The following is a 17,948-nucleotide window of genomic DNA, read 5'->3' as shown; positions in this document are numbered from 1 at the left end:
CTTGGAATCGAATAAGGCGAGATAGAGGAATCATGGTCGACGCGAATGAGATCGCCATTGTCGGAATGTCGTGCCGGATGCCCGGCGCTTCCGATCTCGAGAGCTTCTGGCGGTTGCTGCGCGATGGGCGCGAGGCTATCGGCTCCGCTCCCGCAGACCGCCCGCGAATCGAGGAGAAGGCCGGATTCCTGGCTTCGGCATCGGAATTCGACGCCGACTTCTTCGGGGTGGCGCCGAATGAGGCGCGTGCGATCGATCCGCAGCAGCTGCTCGGTCTCGAGCTGAGCTGGGAGGCCATCGAAGACGCGGGCTACCGCGATCGCGACGGTGCCCGCGCGGGAGTGTTCCTGGGCAGCACCGGAACCGATTTCGCCGAAATCGAGGCGTCGAGGGGTAAGCCCGGCGTCGGCAGGCATTCGTTGTCGGGCGTCGGCCGCGGCGTCGCCGCCAACCGGATTTCGAATTACTACGGGTTCACCGGTCCGAGCATCGTGGTGGACAGCGGGCAGTCCTCGTCGCTGGTCGCGGTGCACCTGGCGTGTGAATCGTTACGCGGCGGCGAGTGTGATGTGGCCTTGGCGGGCGGGCTGAATCTCATCCTGTCGCCGCTGGGTGGTGAGCGCTACGAGCAGTTCGGCGCGCACTCACCGTCGGGACGGTGCTACACCTTCGATGAACGTGCGGACGGCACGGTTCGCGGCGAAGGCGGCGGCATCGTCGTACTCAAGCCGCTGGCGCGCGCGGTCGCCGATGGTGACCGGATCTACGCGGTGATCCGCGGCAGTGCTATCAACAGCGGCAATGAGCGTCAAGTGCTGAGTGCGCCCAGTGTGTCCGCGCAGACCGCGGTGATCAGGGCCGCGCTGGCGGCCGCCGATGTGGAACCCGCGTCGGTGGATTATGTGGAGCTGCACGGAACCGGTACACCCGCGGGCGATCCGGTGGAAGCGCGGGCCCTCGGCGAGATCTATGGCGCCGGGCGGTCCGGGAGCGCACCGCTGGCCGTCGGTTCGGTCAAGACGAATATCGGGCATCTGGAGGGTGCCGCCGGGATCGCCGGCCTGATCAAGACCGTGCTGAGCCTGCGGCATCGGGAACTGACGCCCAGCTTGAACTTTCACACCGCCAATCCGCAGATTCCACTCGACGCGCTGCGATTGCGGGTGCAGACCGCGACGGAGCACTGGCCGGGCGCGGCACAGCGCCGGGCGGGCGTGTCGTCGTTCGGAATGGGTGGCACGAACGCACATGTGATTCTGGAGGAGGCGCCGGCGCCGGTCGCGGGTGATGCGAGTGTGGCCGCCGCCGACCGCCCGGTGACCTGGGTGTTGTCCGGGCAGAGCCCGGAAGCGTTGCGGCAGCAGGCTGTTCGATTGCAGGAGTGGCTGACCGGACATCCGGCCGGTGATGCCGCCGATGTGGCGTATTCGCTCATCCATTCGCGCACGGCGTTGGACTGGCGGGGCGCGGTGATCGGACACGACGCCGACGCGATGGGTGTCGCGCTGGCCGCGCTGGCGGATCCGGTGGCGCAGGCCTCGGAGGGGGCTGCTGTGGTGTCGGGTCGTGTGGTGCCGCGTCGGGTGGCGTTTGTTTTTCCGGGGCAGGGGAGTCAGTGGGTGGGGATGGGTGTGGGGTTGTTGGCTGGGGGTGGGGTGTTTGCGGAGTCGGTGGCGGAGTGTGAGGCGGCGTTGGCGCCGTTTGTGGGTTGGTCTTTGTCCGCGGTGTTGCGGGGTGAGGCTGGGGCTGGGTCGTTGGATCGGGTGGATGTTGTTCAGCCGGTGTTGTTTGCGGTGATGGTGTCGTTGGCGCGGGTGTGGCGTGCGGCGGGTGTGGAGCCGTCGGTGGTGGTGGGGCATTCGCAGGGTGAGATCGCGGCGGCTGTGGTCGCGGGTGGGTTGTCGCTGTCGGATGGCGCGCGCATCGTGGCGGTGCGGTCGCGTGCCGTCGCCGAGGTGCTGGCGGGTTCGGGTGGTATGGCGTCGATCGGTTCTACGGCGGAGGTGGTTGCCGAGCGGTTGTCGGGTTTCGGGGGCCGGTTGTCGGTCGCGGCGATCAATGGTCCCGGCCAGGTTGTGGTGTCGGGTGAGGCCGCGGCGTTGGACGAGTTTCTGGCGGGGTGTGCGGCCGATGGTGTGTGGGCCAAGCGGATTCCGGTGGATTACGCCTCGCATTCGGCGGCGGTGGAGGCCGTTCGGGACCGGGTGCTGGCGGAGCTGGAATCGGTTGTGCCGGTATCGGGTTCGGTGCCGTTCTTCTCGACTGTGACAGCGGATTTGATGGACACCGCCGAGCTGGACGCCGGGTACTGGTACCGGGGGCTGCGTGAGCAGGTGCGCTTCGCCGACGCGATCGAGACGTTACTGGACTCGGGGACGAATGCGTTCGTGGAGACGAGCCCGCATCCTGTGGTGTCGACGGCGATCGAGCTGACGGCGGATTCGATGGGGCTGGCGGACCGGGTCGCGGTCGTCGGCACGCTGCGGCGCGACCACGGCGGCCGACAGCAGTTCGCCGCGGCCTTGGCACATGCCTACTGCGTGGGTATCGATGTAGCACCGGAACTGCTGGCCCCACCGGCACAGCGGGTGGAACTGCCGACGTATGCGTTCCAGCGGCGGCAGTGCTGGACGCTGGATGGCGTGGAGCCGCTTCCGGTTTCGCAGCGCACCGCGTCCCCGGTTCGAAGCAGGCGTGCCGTGGTGGAGGGCCCGCTGGCGCCGCGGTTGTTCGCCGCGGCCGAGCGTGACCGCGACGCGCTCGTGCTCGAGGTCGTGGCCGAACAGGTCGCGGCGGTGCTCGGCCATGATTCGGCCGATGCCGTCGCACCCGATCTGCCGTTCACCGCCGCCGGGTTCGATTCGGTGAGCGGACAACAGCTTCGGAGCAACCTGGCATCGGCCACCGGTGTGCCGTTGCCTACGACCCTGATCTTCGACCACCCGACGCCGATGGCGGTGGCGCGGCTGGTGCGTGCACATCTGGAAGGGATCGATCCCGATGTGCCACGAGTGACTCACCGGGCCGTCTCCGATGAGCCGATCGCCATCGTCGGTATCGGCTGCCGTTTCCCGGGTGGTGTCGGATCGGCCGAGGATCTCTGGGAACTCGTCGCCGCGGGACGGGACGTGATCACACCGTTCCCATCGGATCGGGGCTGGGATCTGGAGCGGTTGTTCGATACGGACCCGGATAAGCCGGGGACCGTGTACACCCGGGAGGGCGGCTTCCTCGATGACGCCGGCGGTTTCGATGCGAGCTTCTTCGGCGTGGGTCCGCGCGAGGCGGCGGCGATGGATCCGCAGCAGCGGCTGATGCTGGAGGTCTCCTGGGAGGCGCTCGAGGACGCGGGTATCGACCCCGCGTCGCTGCGCGGCAGCGATACCGGCGTCTACGTCGGCGCCTGCTCGTCGGGGTACTCGCCCGGGGTCGTCGGTGAATACGAAGGTTTCCGGCTGACCGGGACATCAAACAGCGTGGTATCCGGCCGTGTCTCTTATGTTTTCGGTCTGGAAGGCCCGGCGGTCACGGTCGATACCGCGTGTTCGTCGTCGCTGGTCGCATTGCACCTGGCGTGCCAGGCGTTGCGTCAGGGGGAAGCATCGCTGGCGCTGGCGGGCGGTGTGAGTGTGTCGGCGAGTCCGAGTCTGTACGTGGATTTCGCGCGACAGCGGGGGCTGGCGCCGGATGGGCGATCCAAGGCGTTCGCCGCCGCGGCCGACGGCGTGACGTGGTCCGAGGGCGTCGGGGTGCTCGTGGTCGAGCGGCTGTCGGACGCACAGCGGCTGGGGCACGACATTCTCGGCGTGGTGCGCGGCAGCGCGATCAACCAGGACGGTGCGAGCAATGGCCTGACCGCGCCGAACGGTCCATCGCAGGAGCGTGTGATCGCGCAGGCGCTGGCCAATGCCGGGCTCCGGGCATCGGATGTGGACGCGGTCGAAGCCCATGGCACCGGAACGGCATTGGGTGATCCGATCGAGGCGCAGGCATTGATCGCCACCTACGGGCAGGACCGGTCGGAGCCCTTGCGGATCGGGTCGGTGAAGTCGAATATCGGTCACGCGGTCGCCGCGGCCGGTATCGGTGGTGTCATCAAGATGGTGGCCGCCCTGCGGCACGAAACTCTGCCGCGAACGCTGCATGTGGATGCGCCGACGCCGCACGTGCATTGGTCGGCAGGGTCGGTGCGATTGCTGACCGAGGCCGAGCCCTGGCCTGCCTCCGAACGGGTGCGGCGTGCGGGTGTGTCGTCGTTCGGGATCAGCGGCACCAACGCGCATGTGATTCTCGAGGAAGCGCCGCCGGTCGTACCGTCGCCGGACGAAGACGCCGCCGCGGTCGCGACCGATGTGGTTCCGGTGCTGGTGTCGGCCAAGTCCGACGAGGCGTTGCGCGCACAGGCGGATCGGCTGCGGCAGTGGATGATCGACCGGCCCGATGCCGGTGTCGCCGATATCGCGTATTCCTCGGTCGAGACACGCGGACACTTCGATCGGCGGGGCGCGGTCGTGGGCCGCGACCGGGAACAGGTGCTGGCCGGTCTCGCCGCTCTCGCCTCGGGCGAGGCGGCGTCGTCGGTCCTCGAGGGGCAGGTCATCCCGGGGAAGACGGCGTTCCTGTTCACCGGTCAGGGTGCGCAGCGAGCCGGGATGGGCGCGCAGTTGTACGGCGCGTTTCCGGTGTTCGCGTCGGCATTGGACCAGGTGTGCGCCCAGATCGATCCGCTGCTCGGCCGGTCGCTGAAAGACCTGATGTTCGATGAGGAGAACGCGGCACTGCTGGACCTCACGGAGTTCACCCAGCCCGCGCTGTTCGCCTTCGAGGTGGCGCTGTTCCGGTTGGTGGAGTCCTTCGGTATGGCGCCGGATGTGCTGATCGGGCATTCGATCGGCGAGTTGGTGGCCGCCTTTGTGACGGGGGTGTGGTCGCTGGCGGATGCGTGCGCCCTGGTAGTGGCACGCGGGCGGCTGATGGGCGCGCTGCCCGAGGGCGGGGCGATGCTCGCGGTGGCGGTACCCGAGGATCGGGCAGCCGGGATGCTGACCGAGTTCCAGGGCCGGGTATCGATGGGCGCGGTGAACGGTCCGTCGTCGGTGGTGCTGTCCGGTGACGCCGCGGCGATAGCCGAGATCGAGGACAACCTCGCCGGCGAGGGAGTCAAGACCACCCGGTTGCGGGTCAGTCATGCGTTCCACTCGGCGTTGATCGAGCCGATGCTCGATGAATTCCGCAGTGTGGCAATGGGATTGACCTATCACGAGCCGGCCGTTCCGATCGTGTCGAATGTGTCGGGTGTCCTGGCCGGCGCCGAGGTGACCGATCCGGGTTACTGGGTCGACCAGGTGCGTGGCTGTGTCCGGTTCGCACCGGGTATCGAGACCGCGGTAGCGGCCGGGGTGCGGCGCTTCGTCGAGATCGGCCCCGATGCCGTGTTGTCCGCGATGACTCGACAGTGCCTGGCCGAGATCCCGGATGTGGAGGCCACATCGACGGTGGTCGCCGTGGCCCGGCGTGCGGCCGACGAGCCGACGCAATTCGTGTCCGCGCTGGCACAGGCCCATGTGGCAGGTATGGGTGTGGACTTGCGCCCGCTGTCGGCCGGTCGCGGTGCACAGCGGGTTTCGTTGCCCAGCTACGCCTTCCAGCATCGGCGGTACTGGCTGCAGCCTGTCGAAGCGGCAGCAGGCGACTCTGGAGGTCATCCGATTCTGACGGGTGTGACCGAGCTCGCCGATACCGACGAATGGTTGTTCACCGGCCGGTTCTCGTTGCGCACGCATCCATGGATCGCCGACCACATGGCCTACGGCGTCGTGGTGGTGCCGGGCGTGCTGTTGCTCGAGTTCCTGCTCGCCGCCGGTCGCGGGATCGGCTGCGAGGTGGTCGAGGAAGTCATGGTGCAGGCGCCGATCCGGCCCGGCGCGGACACGGTCGATGTGCAGGTGCTGGTGCAGTCGGCCGATGAGTCCGGGCGGCGTTCGTTCGAATTCTTCTATCGGAATGCCTCCGATGAGGCGTGGGTGCGCAACGCCACGGGCGTGTTCGCGGCGGAGCCGGCCGACGATTCGGCGTTGGTGTCGCAGCTGCGGGACCAGGAGTGGCCACCGGCCGATGCCGAACGCGTGGACGTGGATCGGCTGACGCTTCCGGCGCAGATCACCGAGGACACCGGACTCGAGTACGGTCCGGCGTTCATCGGTGTGCCGGCGGTATGGCAACGTGGCGACACGGTCTTCTCGGAGGTCGTGCTGGACACCGACGCGGCACCGGAGTCCGGGCACGGTGTGCATCCGGCCTTGATGGAGCTGGTCGTGCATGCCGGGCTGTCCCGCTTGGTTTTCCGGGCCGCGGAGCCCGACCCCGATTCCGGGTGGTTGCTGTTCCAGTGGGGCGGTGCGCGTTTTCACGCGCCGGTGCCCACGGAGGTGACGGAGTTGCGGGTCATGGCGGTGAAAGCCGGAGTGAACACCATCGCCGTCGCGGCCGTCGATACGAACGGCAATCCGATCCTGTCGGTCGACGCGGTCATGATGCGTCGCAACGACGCCAAGGAATTCCGGCGCGGCTTGTCCGAGGACGCGGCCGCTCTGTACCAGGTGCACTGGGAGCCTGCCACGGCAGCGTCGGCCGGATCGCCGGCGCCGTCGATGGCCGTGCTCGCGGATTCGGCGGTACCGGGGATCGGCGTGTCATTCGCTTCCGTCGCCGAACTCGTTGCGGCGGAACAGCTTCCGGAAGTCGTGGTGTGGCGCGTCTCGGAACAGGCGGCGGATGGCCCGGCAGTGGTGCGGGCCGGGGTGCACAGCACGCTGGCCACGGTGAAATCCTGGCTTGCCGAGGAGCGACTGTCCGATGTCCGGATGGTGCTGCTCACCACCGGTGGGGCGGGGCTGCCCGGCGAGGTGCCGGATGTGGTGGCCGCCGCGGCGTGGGGGTTGGTCCGCAGTGCGCAGTCGGAGAATCCGGGGCGGTTCGTTCTCCTCGACGAGGATCCGGCCGAGCGGTCGGGCGCCGACCGGATCGCGGCGGTGCTGGCCTCGGGTGAGCCGCAGGCCGCGGTGCGGGGTGCGGGAGTTCTGGTTCCCAGGCTCACCCGGACATCGAAGGCCGACGCGGTGCGCGACACCGGCGCGGCGCCGGCTTTCGGCGACGGCGCGGTCTTGATCACCGGTGGTACTGGTGGTCTCGGTGCGTTGTTCGCCCGGCACCTGGTCGCCGAGCACGGCGTGCGCAGGTTGGTGCTGTCGTCGCGGCGGGGTCCCGAGGCGCCGGGGGCGTCCGAGCTCGTCGCCGAACTGGGCCGGGCGGGCGCCGATGCCCGGGTGGTCGCGTGTGATGTCGGCGACCGTGACGCGGTGCGAAACCTGTTGGACGCCATGGATTCCGACGGCGGTGTGACCGCTGTGGTGCATACGGCGGGTGTTATAGACGACGGCACCGTGGAGTCGCTGACCAGTGAACAGGTGGACCGGGTGCTGGCGCCGAAGGTGTACGGGGCGTGGTATCTGGACGAGCTGACTCGTGACCGCGATATGTCGGCGTTCGTGGTCTTCTCATCGATGGCGGGGGTGCTGGGTTCGGCCGGGCAGGGCAATTACGCCGCGGCCAACGCTTTCCTGGACGGTCTGGTGCAGCGCCGCCGCGCGGCGGGATCGGCCGCGGTGTCGCTGGCATGGGGGCCGTGGAACTCCGGCAGCGGCATGACCGGGGAACTGGACAGCACCGCACTCGCACGATGGGAGCGGCTGGGGCTGGGCCGGCTCGGTGATGCCGAGGGCCTGCGGTTGTTCGACGAAGCGGTCGCCGGCTCGCAGGAGCGTCCGGCCGCGATCCGGTTCGACCCGAGCGTCCTGCGGCGCGTGTCGGATCCCGATGCGGTTCCGGCCGTTTTGCGTGGTTTCGTACCGCGTTCGACGCGCCCGGCGAAGGCTGCGGGAAAGCCCGCGGCCGGTGCGCTGGCCGAGCGGTTGGCCCAGGTGCCCGAGGCTCGGCGTGCCGACATGGTGTCGGAGGTGGTGCTGGCGCAGGCGGCGGCGGTGCTGGGACATGATTCGGCGGCCGATATCCGGCCCGATCGGCGCTTCGACGAGATCGGTTTCGATTCGCTGGGTGGCGTGGAATTCCGGAACCGGCTGAACAAGGCCACCGGTATTCAGCTGCCGTCGACTCTGGTGTTCGATTATCCGACCCCCGCGGCGGTGGCGAAACTGGTGTTGTCGAAGGTGGAGCCGAAAGCCGCGAGCGAACCGGTCAAGAAGGTGGCCCGCCGGACCCGGACCGACGAGCCGATTGCCATCGTGGGGATGGGCTGCCGGTTCCCCGGCGGTGTGACGTCGCCGGATGAGTTGTGGGACCTTCTCGCCGGGGGAATCGACGCGACCAGTGAGTACCCGTCGGATCGCGGATGGGATCTGGAGCGGCTGTTCGACGAGGACCCGGACAAGCCGGGCACCGTGTACAGCCGTCGTGCCGGATTCCTCGACGGCGCCGGTGATTTCGATGCCGGCTTCTTCGGAATCAGTCCGCGCGAGGCGTCGGCGATGGACCCGCAGCAGCGTCATTTGCTCGAATCGTCCTGGGAGGCATTGGAAAACGCGGGAATCGACCCGGTCGCGTTGCGCGGCACCGATGCCGGCGTGTTCGTAGGGGCGTGCTACTCGGGCTATTTCAACCGGGTCACCCCAGAGTTCGAGGGCCATCGGCTCACCGGCACGCAGGGCAGTGTGACGTCGGGACGGCTGTCGTATGTCTTCGGCATCGAAGGACCTTCGGTCACCGTGGACACCGCGTGCTCCTCGTCGCTGGTCGCCTTGCATCTGGCCTGTCAGGCGCTGCGACAGGGAGAGACCTCGCTGGCCTTGACGGGCGGTGCGACCATCTACGCCGATCCCTATCTCTCCATCGATTTCGCAAGGCAGCGCGGCATATCGCGTGAGGGTCGTTGCAAGTCGTTCGCTGCCACGGCAGATGGCACGGCATTCTCCGAGGGCGTCGGCATGCTCGTGCTCGAGCGCCTGTCGGACGCGCAGCGCGCGGGTCACCCCGTGCTGGCGGTGGTCCGGGGCAGCGCGATCAACCAGGACGGGGCGAGTAACGGTTTGTCGGCGCCGAATGGTCCTTCGCAGGAGCGGGTGATCACCACGGCGTTGGCGAACGCGGGGCTGGAGCCGACCGATATCGACGCGGTGGAGGCACACGGGACGGGAACGCCGCTGGGTGATCCGATCGAGGCGCAGGCCCTGATCGGAACCTACGGGCAGGGGCGATCGAGTGGGCCGCTGTGGCTCGGGTCGTTGAAGTCGAATATCGGGCACACCACGGCCGCGGCGGGTGTGGGCGGTGTCATGAAGATGGTGCTGGCGTTGCGGCACGAGACGCTGCCGAAAACCCTGCACGTGGACGAGCCGAGCCCGAAGGTGGACTGGTCGGCCGGCGAGGTGGAGTTGCTGACCGAGTCGCGGCCGTGGCCGCGCAACGGGCGTGCTCGTCGCGCGGGCGTGTCGTCGTTCGGTGTCAGCGGCACCAACGCCCACGCCATCCTGGAGGAGGCGCCGCTCCCGACTCGCGCCGAATCTCCCATTGCCGCACAAGATTCGGGTCCAGCCGATTCGGATGCCATGTCGTGGATGTTGTCGGCGGTGAGTCCGGAGGCATTGCGGCAGCAGGCTGTTCGGCTCGAGCAGTGGTTGCGCACGCACCCGGATACCGACGCGGTGGATGTGGCGCACTCATTGCTGCGTCACCGGTCGCAGTTGGACTGGCGCGGTGCGGTTGTCGGTCGCGATCGCGACGGATTGATAGCGGGCCTGGCCGCGCTGGCCGATCCGGTGGCGCAGGCCTCGGAAGGGGCTGCTGTGGTGTCGGGTCGTGTGGTGCCGCGTCGGGTGGCGTTTGTTTTTCCGGGGCAGGGGAGTCAGTGGGTGGGGATGGGTGTGGGGTTGTTGGCTGGGGGTGGGGTGTTTGCGGAGTCGGTGGCGGAGTGTGAGGCGGCGTTGGCGCCGTTTGTGGGTTGGTCTTTGTCCGCGGTGTTGCGGGGTGAGGCTGGGGCTGGGTCGTTGGATCGGGTGGATGTTGTTCAGCCGGTGTTGTTTGCGGTGATGGTGTCGTTGGCGCGGGTGTGGCGTGCGGCGGGTGTGGAGCCGTCGGTGGTGGTGGGGCATTCGCAGGGTGAGATCGCGGCGGCTGTGGTCGCGGGTGGGTTGTCGCTGTCGGATGGCGCGCGCATCGTGGCGCTTCGTTCTCTCGTTGTGGCACAAGACCTTGCGGGTCACGGCGGTATGGCCTCGGTGAGCGCGGCCGCCGAGGTGGTTGCCGAGCGGTTGTCGGGTTTCGGGGGTCGGTTGTCGGTGGCAGCGGTCAACGGTCCGGGCCAGAGCGTGGTTTCCGGTGAAGTGGCGGCTCTCGAGGAATTCCTGGCGGGGTGTGCGGCCGATGGTGTGTGGGCCAAGCGGATTCCGGTGGATTACGCCTCGCATTCGGCGGCGGTGGAGGCCGTTCGCGACCGGGTGCTGGCGGAGCTGGAATCGGTTGAGCCGGTATCGGGTTCGGTGCCGTTCTTCTCGACGGTATCCGGCGATTACGTGGACACGGCGACCTTGGATGCCGGGTACTGGTACCGGGGGCTGCGTGAACAGGTCAGGTTCGCGGAGTCGGTGGCGGCGTTGCAGCGTGCGGGGACGAATGCCTTTATCGAGGTGAGCCCGCATCCGGTGCTGACGATGGGGATCGAGGCGACGGCGGGAGAGCTGGGTCTGGCCGATCGGGTGGCCGTGCTGAGCACGTTGAAGCGTGATCAGGGCGATCCGCTGCAGATCACCACCGCGTTGGCGCAGGCCTACTGTGCCGGCGTCGACGTGGCGGCCGACGCGTTGGCTCCGGTCGTGACACGGGCGCTCGGTATGCTCCGACCCGTCGCTCGGGTGGATCTGCCGACGTACGCCTTCCAGCACAAGCGGTACTGGTTGCAGCCGAGCGCCGCCCAGGATGTGTACCAGTCGGGGCTGGGTGAGGCGAAGCATCCGCTGCTGGGTGCGGCGGTCTGGATGCCGGACTCCGAAGCGGTGGTGTTGACCGGGCGCCTGTCGCTGGCGGATCACCCGTGGCTGGCCGATCACGCGATCAACGGAGCGGCCCTGCTGCCGGGGACGGCCTTCGTCGAATTGGCGTTGCATGCCGGGACGATGGTCGGCTGTCCCCGGCTGGCCGAGCTGGTCGTGGCCGCGCCGCTGGTCCTACCGACCGATGGCGCCGTTGAACTGCGGGTGATGGCGGCCGCACCCGATGATGCGGGAGCACGAGCCGTATCGGTGTATTCGCGCCCGCAGAGCGACGGCGAATCGGACCAGGACGGCCCGGGATCGTCTGGCGCACCGCGCTCGGAATGGGTACGCCATGCCACGGGAACCGTTGTCGCCTCGCCGCTTTCAGCTCCCGAACCGATCGGGGCCGATGCGGCGAGCTGGCCGCCCGTCGGAGCGCTGCCGGTACACATCGGCGACGCGTACGCCGAGTTGGCCGAGCGCGGCTACGACTACGGGGCGATGTTCCAGGGGCTGACCGCTTTGTGGCGCCGTGGCGACGAACTCTTCGCGGAGGTCGCGCTGCCGGAGCAGGCACAGTCGGCGGATCGGTTCGGGGTGCATCCGGCACTGCTGGACGCGGCACTGCACACGATCGGCCTCGGTGGGATGAGTGCGCCTGCCGCGCCCGGTGAGATCCTCGTACCCTATTCGTGGGAGAACGTGACCGTGGACGCGGTCGGTGCCGCGTCGGCCCGGGTTCGAGTGGCGCCGGCCGGCACCGACCCGCAGGACCAGCGAATCACCCTCACGCTCACCGACTCTCAGGGCGCACCGATCGCCGAGATCGCGGCGTTGACCCTGCGTCCGATCCAGATCGGCGCGGTGGGCGCGGCGGCGCCGGACGGCACCTACCGTCTGCGCTGGGTTCCGTTGCCCGCGCCGAATCCAGACGACGTGGCCGCGGCCACGCGGTGGGCGAGCGCGGACGACGGCGAGACGGTGACCGTGGACGGCCGGCCCGCGACCGTGATTCGACTCGATGGTCTCGTGAGCGGCGCCACCGCGGCAGCGGACACGGACGTGCCGGATGCGGTGCAGAGTCGGCTGGCCGAGGTCGTGGCGCGCGGCAAGGAGCTGCTGGCCCAGGATCAGCGCATCGTCGTGGTCACCCGAGGTGCGGTCGCGACGGCCGCGGGCGAGCCCGTGGATCTCGTCGGCGCGGCGGTCTGGGGCCTGCTGCGTAGCGGACAGAACGAGCATCCCGACCGGATCACCGTTGTGGACGTGGACCGCTGGGACGACTGTCGCGATGCCGTTGCCACGGCCTTGGCATCGGCGGACGAGCCCCAGGTCGCGGTGCGCGCCGGCGTTCCGTACGTGCCGCGGCTGACATCCGACCGCGGCGACGTGGTGGGAGGCGGTGACGCGCTGCGGGCCCCGGCGTGGGCCTTGCGTCAGCTCGGCAAGGGCTCCTTGACCGGTGACAACTTCGCCCTGGTCGAAACCCGCACTGCCGTGCAGGAGCTCGGGCCCGGTCAGGTTCGGGTGGGTCTGCGCGCCTCGGGCGTCAACTTCCGGGACGCACTGATCACCTTGGGTATGTATCCGAACCCGGACGCCACCATCGGCATGGAGGGTGCGGGCGTGGTGCTGGAGGTGGCGCCGGACGTCACCGAATTCGCCATCGGCGACCGGGTTTTCGGGATGATCGAAGGCATCGGTTCGGTCGTTGTGACCGACAGCAGGCGGCTGGCTCCGATACCGCGGGGATGGTCGTTCGCCCAGGCGGCCGCCGTGCCCGTGGTGTTCATTACCGCGTACTACAGCCTCGTCGATCTCGCCGACGCCCGGCCGGGGGAGACGTTGCTGTTGCATGTCGCCACCGGCGGTGTCGGCACGGCCGCTGTGCAACTGGCCCGTCATCTCGGTTTGCGGCTGCTGGTCACCGCCGACCGTTCCAAATGGGATGTGCTGCGCGGCATGGGATTCGACGATGCGGTCATCGGTGACTCGCGCACCCTCGACTTCGAGCGGAAGTTCCTCGAGGTCACCGGCGGCAGTGGTGCAGACATCGTGCTCGATTCGCTGGAAGGCGAATTCGTCGACGCCTCACTGAGATTGCTGCCGCGCGGTGGCCGCTTCCTCGAGATGGTGGCGACCGATCGGCGCGATCCCGGCGAGGTCGCCGAGCAGCACCCGGGCGTGCACTATCGCTACTTCCATCTCGACGAGATCGGGCTCGATCGATTGCGCGAGATCATGAGTGCCCTGGTCGAATTGATCGATACGGGGGTACTGGCACCGCCTCCGATCACCGGATGGGATCTGCGGCAGGCGCCGGAGGCGTTCCGGTTCGTGGGCGAGGGCAAGCATATCGGCCGCAACGTGCTCACCATTCCGACCCCGCTGCGCCCCGACGGCACCGTGCTGATCACCGGCGGTACCGGTGTTCTGGGTGCGATGGCGGCCCGCCATCTCGTCGTCGAGCACGGTGTGCGGCGGCTGGTGCTCGCGAGCAGGCGCGGCCCCGCCGCCGACGGTGCCGCCGGCCTGGCGGAGGAATTGACGGCGCTGGGCGCACAGGTGGACGTGGTCGCCTGCGATGTGGCCGACCGGGAGGCGCTCGACAAGCTGCTGGCGAGTATTGCACCGGAGCACCCGCTCACCGGCGTCGTCCACACGGCGGGTGCGCTGGCCGACGGTCTGCTCGCCGATATGACACCGCAGCAGCTCGCGACGACGCTGCGCCCGAAGGTCGACGCGGCATGGAATCTGCACGAGGCGACCGAGGATCTGGATCTGTCGCAGTTCGTGCTCTATTCCTCGGTCGCGGGCGTGATCGGCACTCGGGGACAAGCGAATTACGCCGCCGCCAACGTCTTCCTCGATGCGCTGGCACACCACCGGCACCTGAGCGGTCTGCCCGCGACATCGGTGGCATGGGGTCTGTGGCAACAGCGCAGCGGGCTGACCGATGCTCTCGGCGAGGCCGACCTGGCCCGGTTGCGGCGGGAGGGAATCGTCGCGCTGGGCGAACAGGACGGGCTGGCGCTGTTCGACGCGGCACTGGTGGATCAGGAGTCCGCGCTGGTTGCCGCGCGGTTCGACCGGACCGCGCTGCCCGAACCGGTCCCCGCGATATTGCGGGGTCTGGTGCGACATTCGGAGCGGAATACGGTGAGCGACAAGCGCTCGCGCGGCTTGGAGCTGGGCCTGATACCGGAAGCCGAACGGGAGCAGGCCGTCGTGGACTTCGTTCTCGAACAGGTGGCGGCCGTACTGGGCTACTCGTCGGCCGCAGATATCGAGCCAGACAAGGGATTCGACGAGATCGGGCTCGACTCGCTGTCGGGTGTGGAGCTTCGCAACCGGCTGTCGAAAGCCACCGGCCTCCATATTCCGGTGACGCTTGTCTTCGACTACCCGACCGCCCCCGAACTGGCCGGTTATCTGTACGAGCGATTGGCCCCGGCGGTGGCCGTCCCGCCGGCTGCGGCCGGCACCACATCCGACGACATCGCCCATCTGGCGGCGATGGTCGATCGGGTCCTGGCCGCGGCGGGAGACGACGACGCCACGGTCACCGCACTGCTCGGTATCGGCGACCGGCTTCGGTCCCACCTGGGCGGGAGGTGGCGCGGCGATGAGGACGAATACGCCGACCTCGCCACACATTCCCCCGACGAGCTGTTCGATCTGATTGATGAGGAGTTCGGTCGCTCATGAGCAACGAGGAAAAGCTCACCCGGTATCTGCGCAAAGTCACCGGGGACCTGCGAACCGCCAACAAGCGCATCCAGGAACTGGAAGAGGGTGCGCGCGAGCCGATCGCGATCGTCGGGATGAGCTGCCGCTTTCCCGGCGGCGTGGAATCCCCTGCGCAGTTGTGGGATCTGGTGGCCTCCGGTGCCGACGCGGTCGGCGGCTTTCCCGTCGACCGGGGGTGGGATCTGGACACACTCTTCGACCCCGATCCCGGTGTGCCCGGGACGATCTATACGCGTGAGGGCGGGTTCATCCATTCGGCGCCCGAATTCGATGCGGGCTTCTTCGGGATCGGCCCACGCGAGGCCGCCTCGATGGATCCACAACAGCGTCTGACGCTGGAGGCTTCCTGGGAAGCTCTCGAGGATGCGGGCATCGACCCGAAGTCGTTGCGAGGCAGCGACACCGGCGTCTTCGCCGGTGTCTTCCACCAGAACTACGGCCCTCGCATCGGCTCCCCGGCGCTGACAGCGGAGGCCGAAGGTCATGCCGTTCTGGGCGTGTCGAGCTGTGTGCTGTCCGGCCGGGTCTCCTACCTGTTCGGTTTCAAGGGCCCCACGTTGTCCGTGGACACCGCGTGCTCGTCGTCGCTGGTGGCATTGCATCTGGCGTGCCAGGCGCTGCGGCGGGGCGAGACGTCGCTGGCTCTGGTGAGCGGTGTGACCGTGATGTCGGACCCGTCCCATCTGATCGCCTTCGCGCGTCAGCGAGCGCTGTCGGCGGATGCGCGGTGCAAGGCGTTCGCGGCAGCCGCGGACGGGACCGGTCTCTCGGAGGGGCTCGGGATCCTGGTCGTCGAACGGCTCTCGGACGCACGGCGATTGGGCCACGACGTGCTCGCGCTGGTGCGCGGGACGGCGATCAACCAGGATGGTGCGAGCAAGGGGCTGACCGCGCCGAACGGTCCGGCGCAGGAACGGGTGATCGCGGCGGCGCTGGCGAATGCGGGCCTCGCACCGTCGGATGTGGACGTGGTGGAGGCGCACGGGACGGGCACCAAGCTGGGTGATCCGATCGAGGCGGGTGCGCTGATGTCGGTCTACGGTGCGCGGGGTGAGCGTGGGCCGCTGCGTTTGGGGTCGCTCAAGTCGAATATCGGTCATACCAATGCCGCCGCGGGTGTCGCCGGTGTGATCAAGATGGTCGAAGCGATGCGCCACGGTGTGCTGCCGAAGACGCTGCATGTGGATGCGCCCACGCCGCACGTGGATTGGTCCGCGGGCACGATGCGGTTGCTGACGGAGGCCGAGCCGTGGCCCGCGACCGGGCAGGTGCGGCGTGCGGGTGTGTCGTCGTTCGGAATCAGCGGCACCAACGCTCACGTGATCCTGGAGGAAGCCCCCGCCGATCCGGAGGCCGCCGAGTCGGCAGGCGAACCCGCGCAGGTCGTCACGGCCGAGCCCGTGGCATCGGATGTCGTCGCGCTGATGATCTCGGCCAAATCCGAGGCAGCGCTGCGAACCCAGGCGAACCGGCTGCGACAGTGGTTGCTCGACGACCCCGATGCGGATGCCTGGGATGTGGCGCATTCGCTGGCGACCTCCCGTGCGCTGCTGGACTGGCGCGGTGTGGCGGTGGGGCGTGACCGGGAGGAACTGCTCGCCGGTCTGGCCGATCTCGCGGCCGGTTCGCCCGGCGCGATCGAAGACCGCACGGGTGCGGGCACAACCGCTTTCCTGTTCACCGGCCAGGGCGCTCAGCGCGCGGGTATGGGCAAGAGCCTGTACACGGCCTTTCCGGTGTTCGCGGCGGCATTGGACGAGGTGTGCGCACAGTTCGACCTCGCGTCGGGACAGCGGCTGAAAGACCTGATGTTCGGCGACTCCGCCGAGGTGCTGGCGCGCACCGAAAACACCCAACCGGCGTTGTTCGCCTTCGAGGTGGCGATGTTCCGGCTGCTCGAATCCTTCGGTATCGCCCCGGATGTGCTGCTCGGGCATTCGATCGGTGAACTGGTCGCCGCGTATGTGGCCGGGGTGTGGTCGTTGCAGGACGCCTGCGCTCTGGTCGCCGCGCGCGGCAGGTTGATGGGCGCGCTGCCCGAAGGCGGAGCGATGCTGGCCGTCGCCGTCGGGGAGGAGCGGGCCGCCGAACTGATCGCCGAGCACGCCGGAAGAGTCTCGATCGCGGCCGTGAACGCCCCCTCCTCGACAGTGTTGTCCGGAGACCTGGAGGCCATCGAGGCGATCGAGTCCGCGTTGTCGGGTACCGGCGTCAAGACCAACCGGCTCGACGTTTCCCACGCTTTCCACTCCGCCCTCATGGAGCCGATGCTGGCCGAATTCCGTTCGGTGGCACGAAGTATCGCGTATCGATCGCCACGCCTCGCGATCGTGTCGAACGAAACCGGGGAGCTCGCCGGGGACGCGGTGACCGATCCGGAGTATTGGGTTCGGCAGGTGCGGGGGTGTGTGCGGTTCGCTCCGGGAGTGGACACCCTCGTCTCGGCGGGTGCGCGGCGATTCGTGGAGGTGGGCCCGGATGCGGTGCTGGCGGCGATGACGCGTGCGACCGTGGCCGAGAATGCCGAGGTCGAATCGGTGTCGCGGATCGTGGCGGCGGCGCGCCGATCCGTCGACGAGGTGTCGCAGTTCGTCACCGCACTGGCGCAGATCCACGTCGCGGGTGCGCGGGTGGAATGGGCGTCGCTGTTCGCGGGGCGAGCGGTGCGCCGGGTCGCTTTGCCGACCTACGGATTTCAGCGTCGCCGGTTCTGGTTGCAGCCCAGTGCCGATGCGGCGGCGTCGGCGGATCATCCGATCCTGACCGGTGTGGTCGGCGTGGCCGGGACCGACGAGTGGCTGTTCACCGGCCGATTCTCCGTGCGTACGCATCCGTGGATCGCCGATCATATGGCCCATGGTGTCGTGGTGGTTCCGGGCGTGTTGCTGCTCGAATTTCTGCTCGCCGCCGGCGGGCGGATCGATTGCGAGGTGGTCGAGGAGATCATCGTGCAGGCGCCGATCCGTCCCGGTGACGACGAGATCGAAGTGCAGGTCCTGGTCGCGGCTGCGGACGAGTCCGGGCGGCGTTCGTTCGAGTTCTTCTACCGCAGGCCGTCCGGCGACGAATGGGTGCGCAATGCGACCGGTTTCCTCGCGCCACGGTGGAATGGCGACTCGGACTTGGTATCCCGGCTCGGTGAGCAGGTGTGGCCGC

2 protein-coding genes (1 of these 2 cut by a window edge) are annotated in these 17,948 nt (G+C 68.6%); both read left to right on the top strand.

Features of this window, described 5'->3' with window-relative positions; genetic code table 11:
• The first annotated feature begins 32 nt into the window (after positions 1 to 32).
• Positions 33 to 14,750 carry an SDR family NAD(P)-dependent oxidoreductase gene (locus ACQP1T_RS22240; RefSeq protein WP_433754965.1) on the top strand — a complete coding sequence of 4,906 codons (14,718 nt, stop codon included), beginning with the start codon at positions 33 to 35 and terminating at the stop codon, positions 14,748 to 14,750.
• Positions 14,747 to 17,948: the beginning of a type I polyketide synthase gene (locus ACQP1T_RS22235; protein ID WP_433754964.1), read on the top strand. Its footprint extends 7,661 nt past the window's final position; the window shows 3,202 of its 10,863 coding nt (coding positions 1-3,202); its start codon is at positions 14,747 to 14,749; the stop codon falls past the right edge of the window. The genes ACQP1T_RS22240 and ACQP1T_RS22235 overlap by 4 nt, the downstream gene beginning before the upstream one ends.

Origin of the sequence: Nocardia sp. CA-135398 (assembly GCF_050955845.1) — a bacterium.
Classification (GTDB): domain Bacteria; phylum Actinomycetota; class Actinomycetes; order Mycobacteriales; family Mycobacteriaceae; genus Nocardia.
This window is presented reverse-complemented; position numbering and strand designations above follow the sequence as displayed.

Bases quoted from the DNA above. Each gene is read 5' to 3' on its own strand.
- ACQP1T_RS22240 (WP_433754965.1), top strand. From the start codon at position 33: ATGGTCGACGCGAATGAGATCGCCATTGTCGGAATGTCGTGCCGGATG.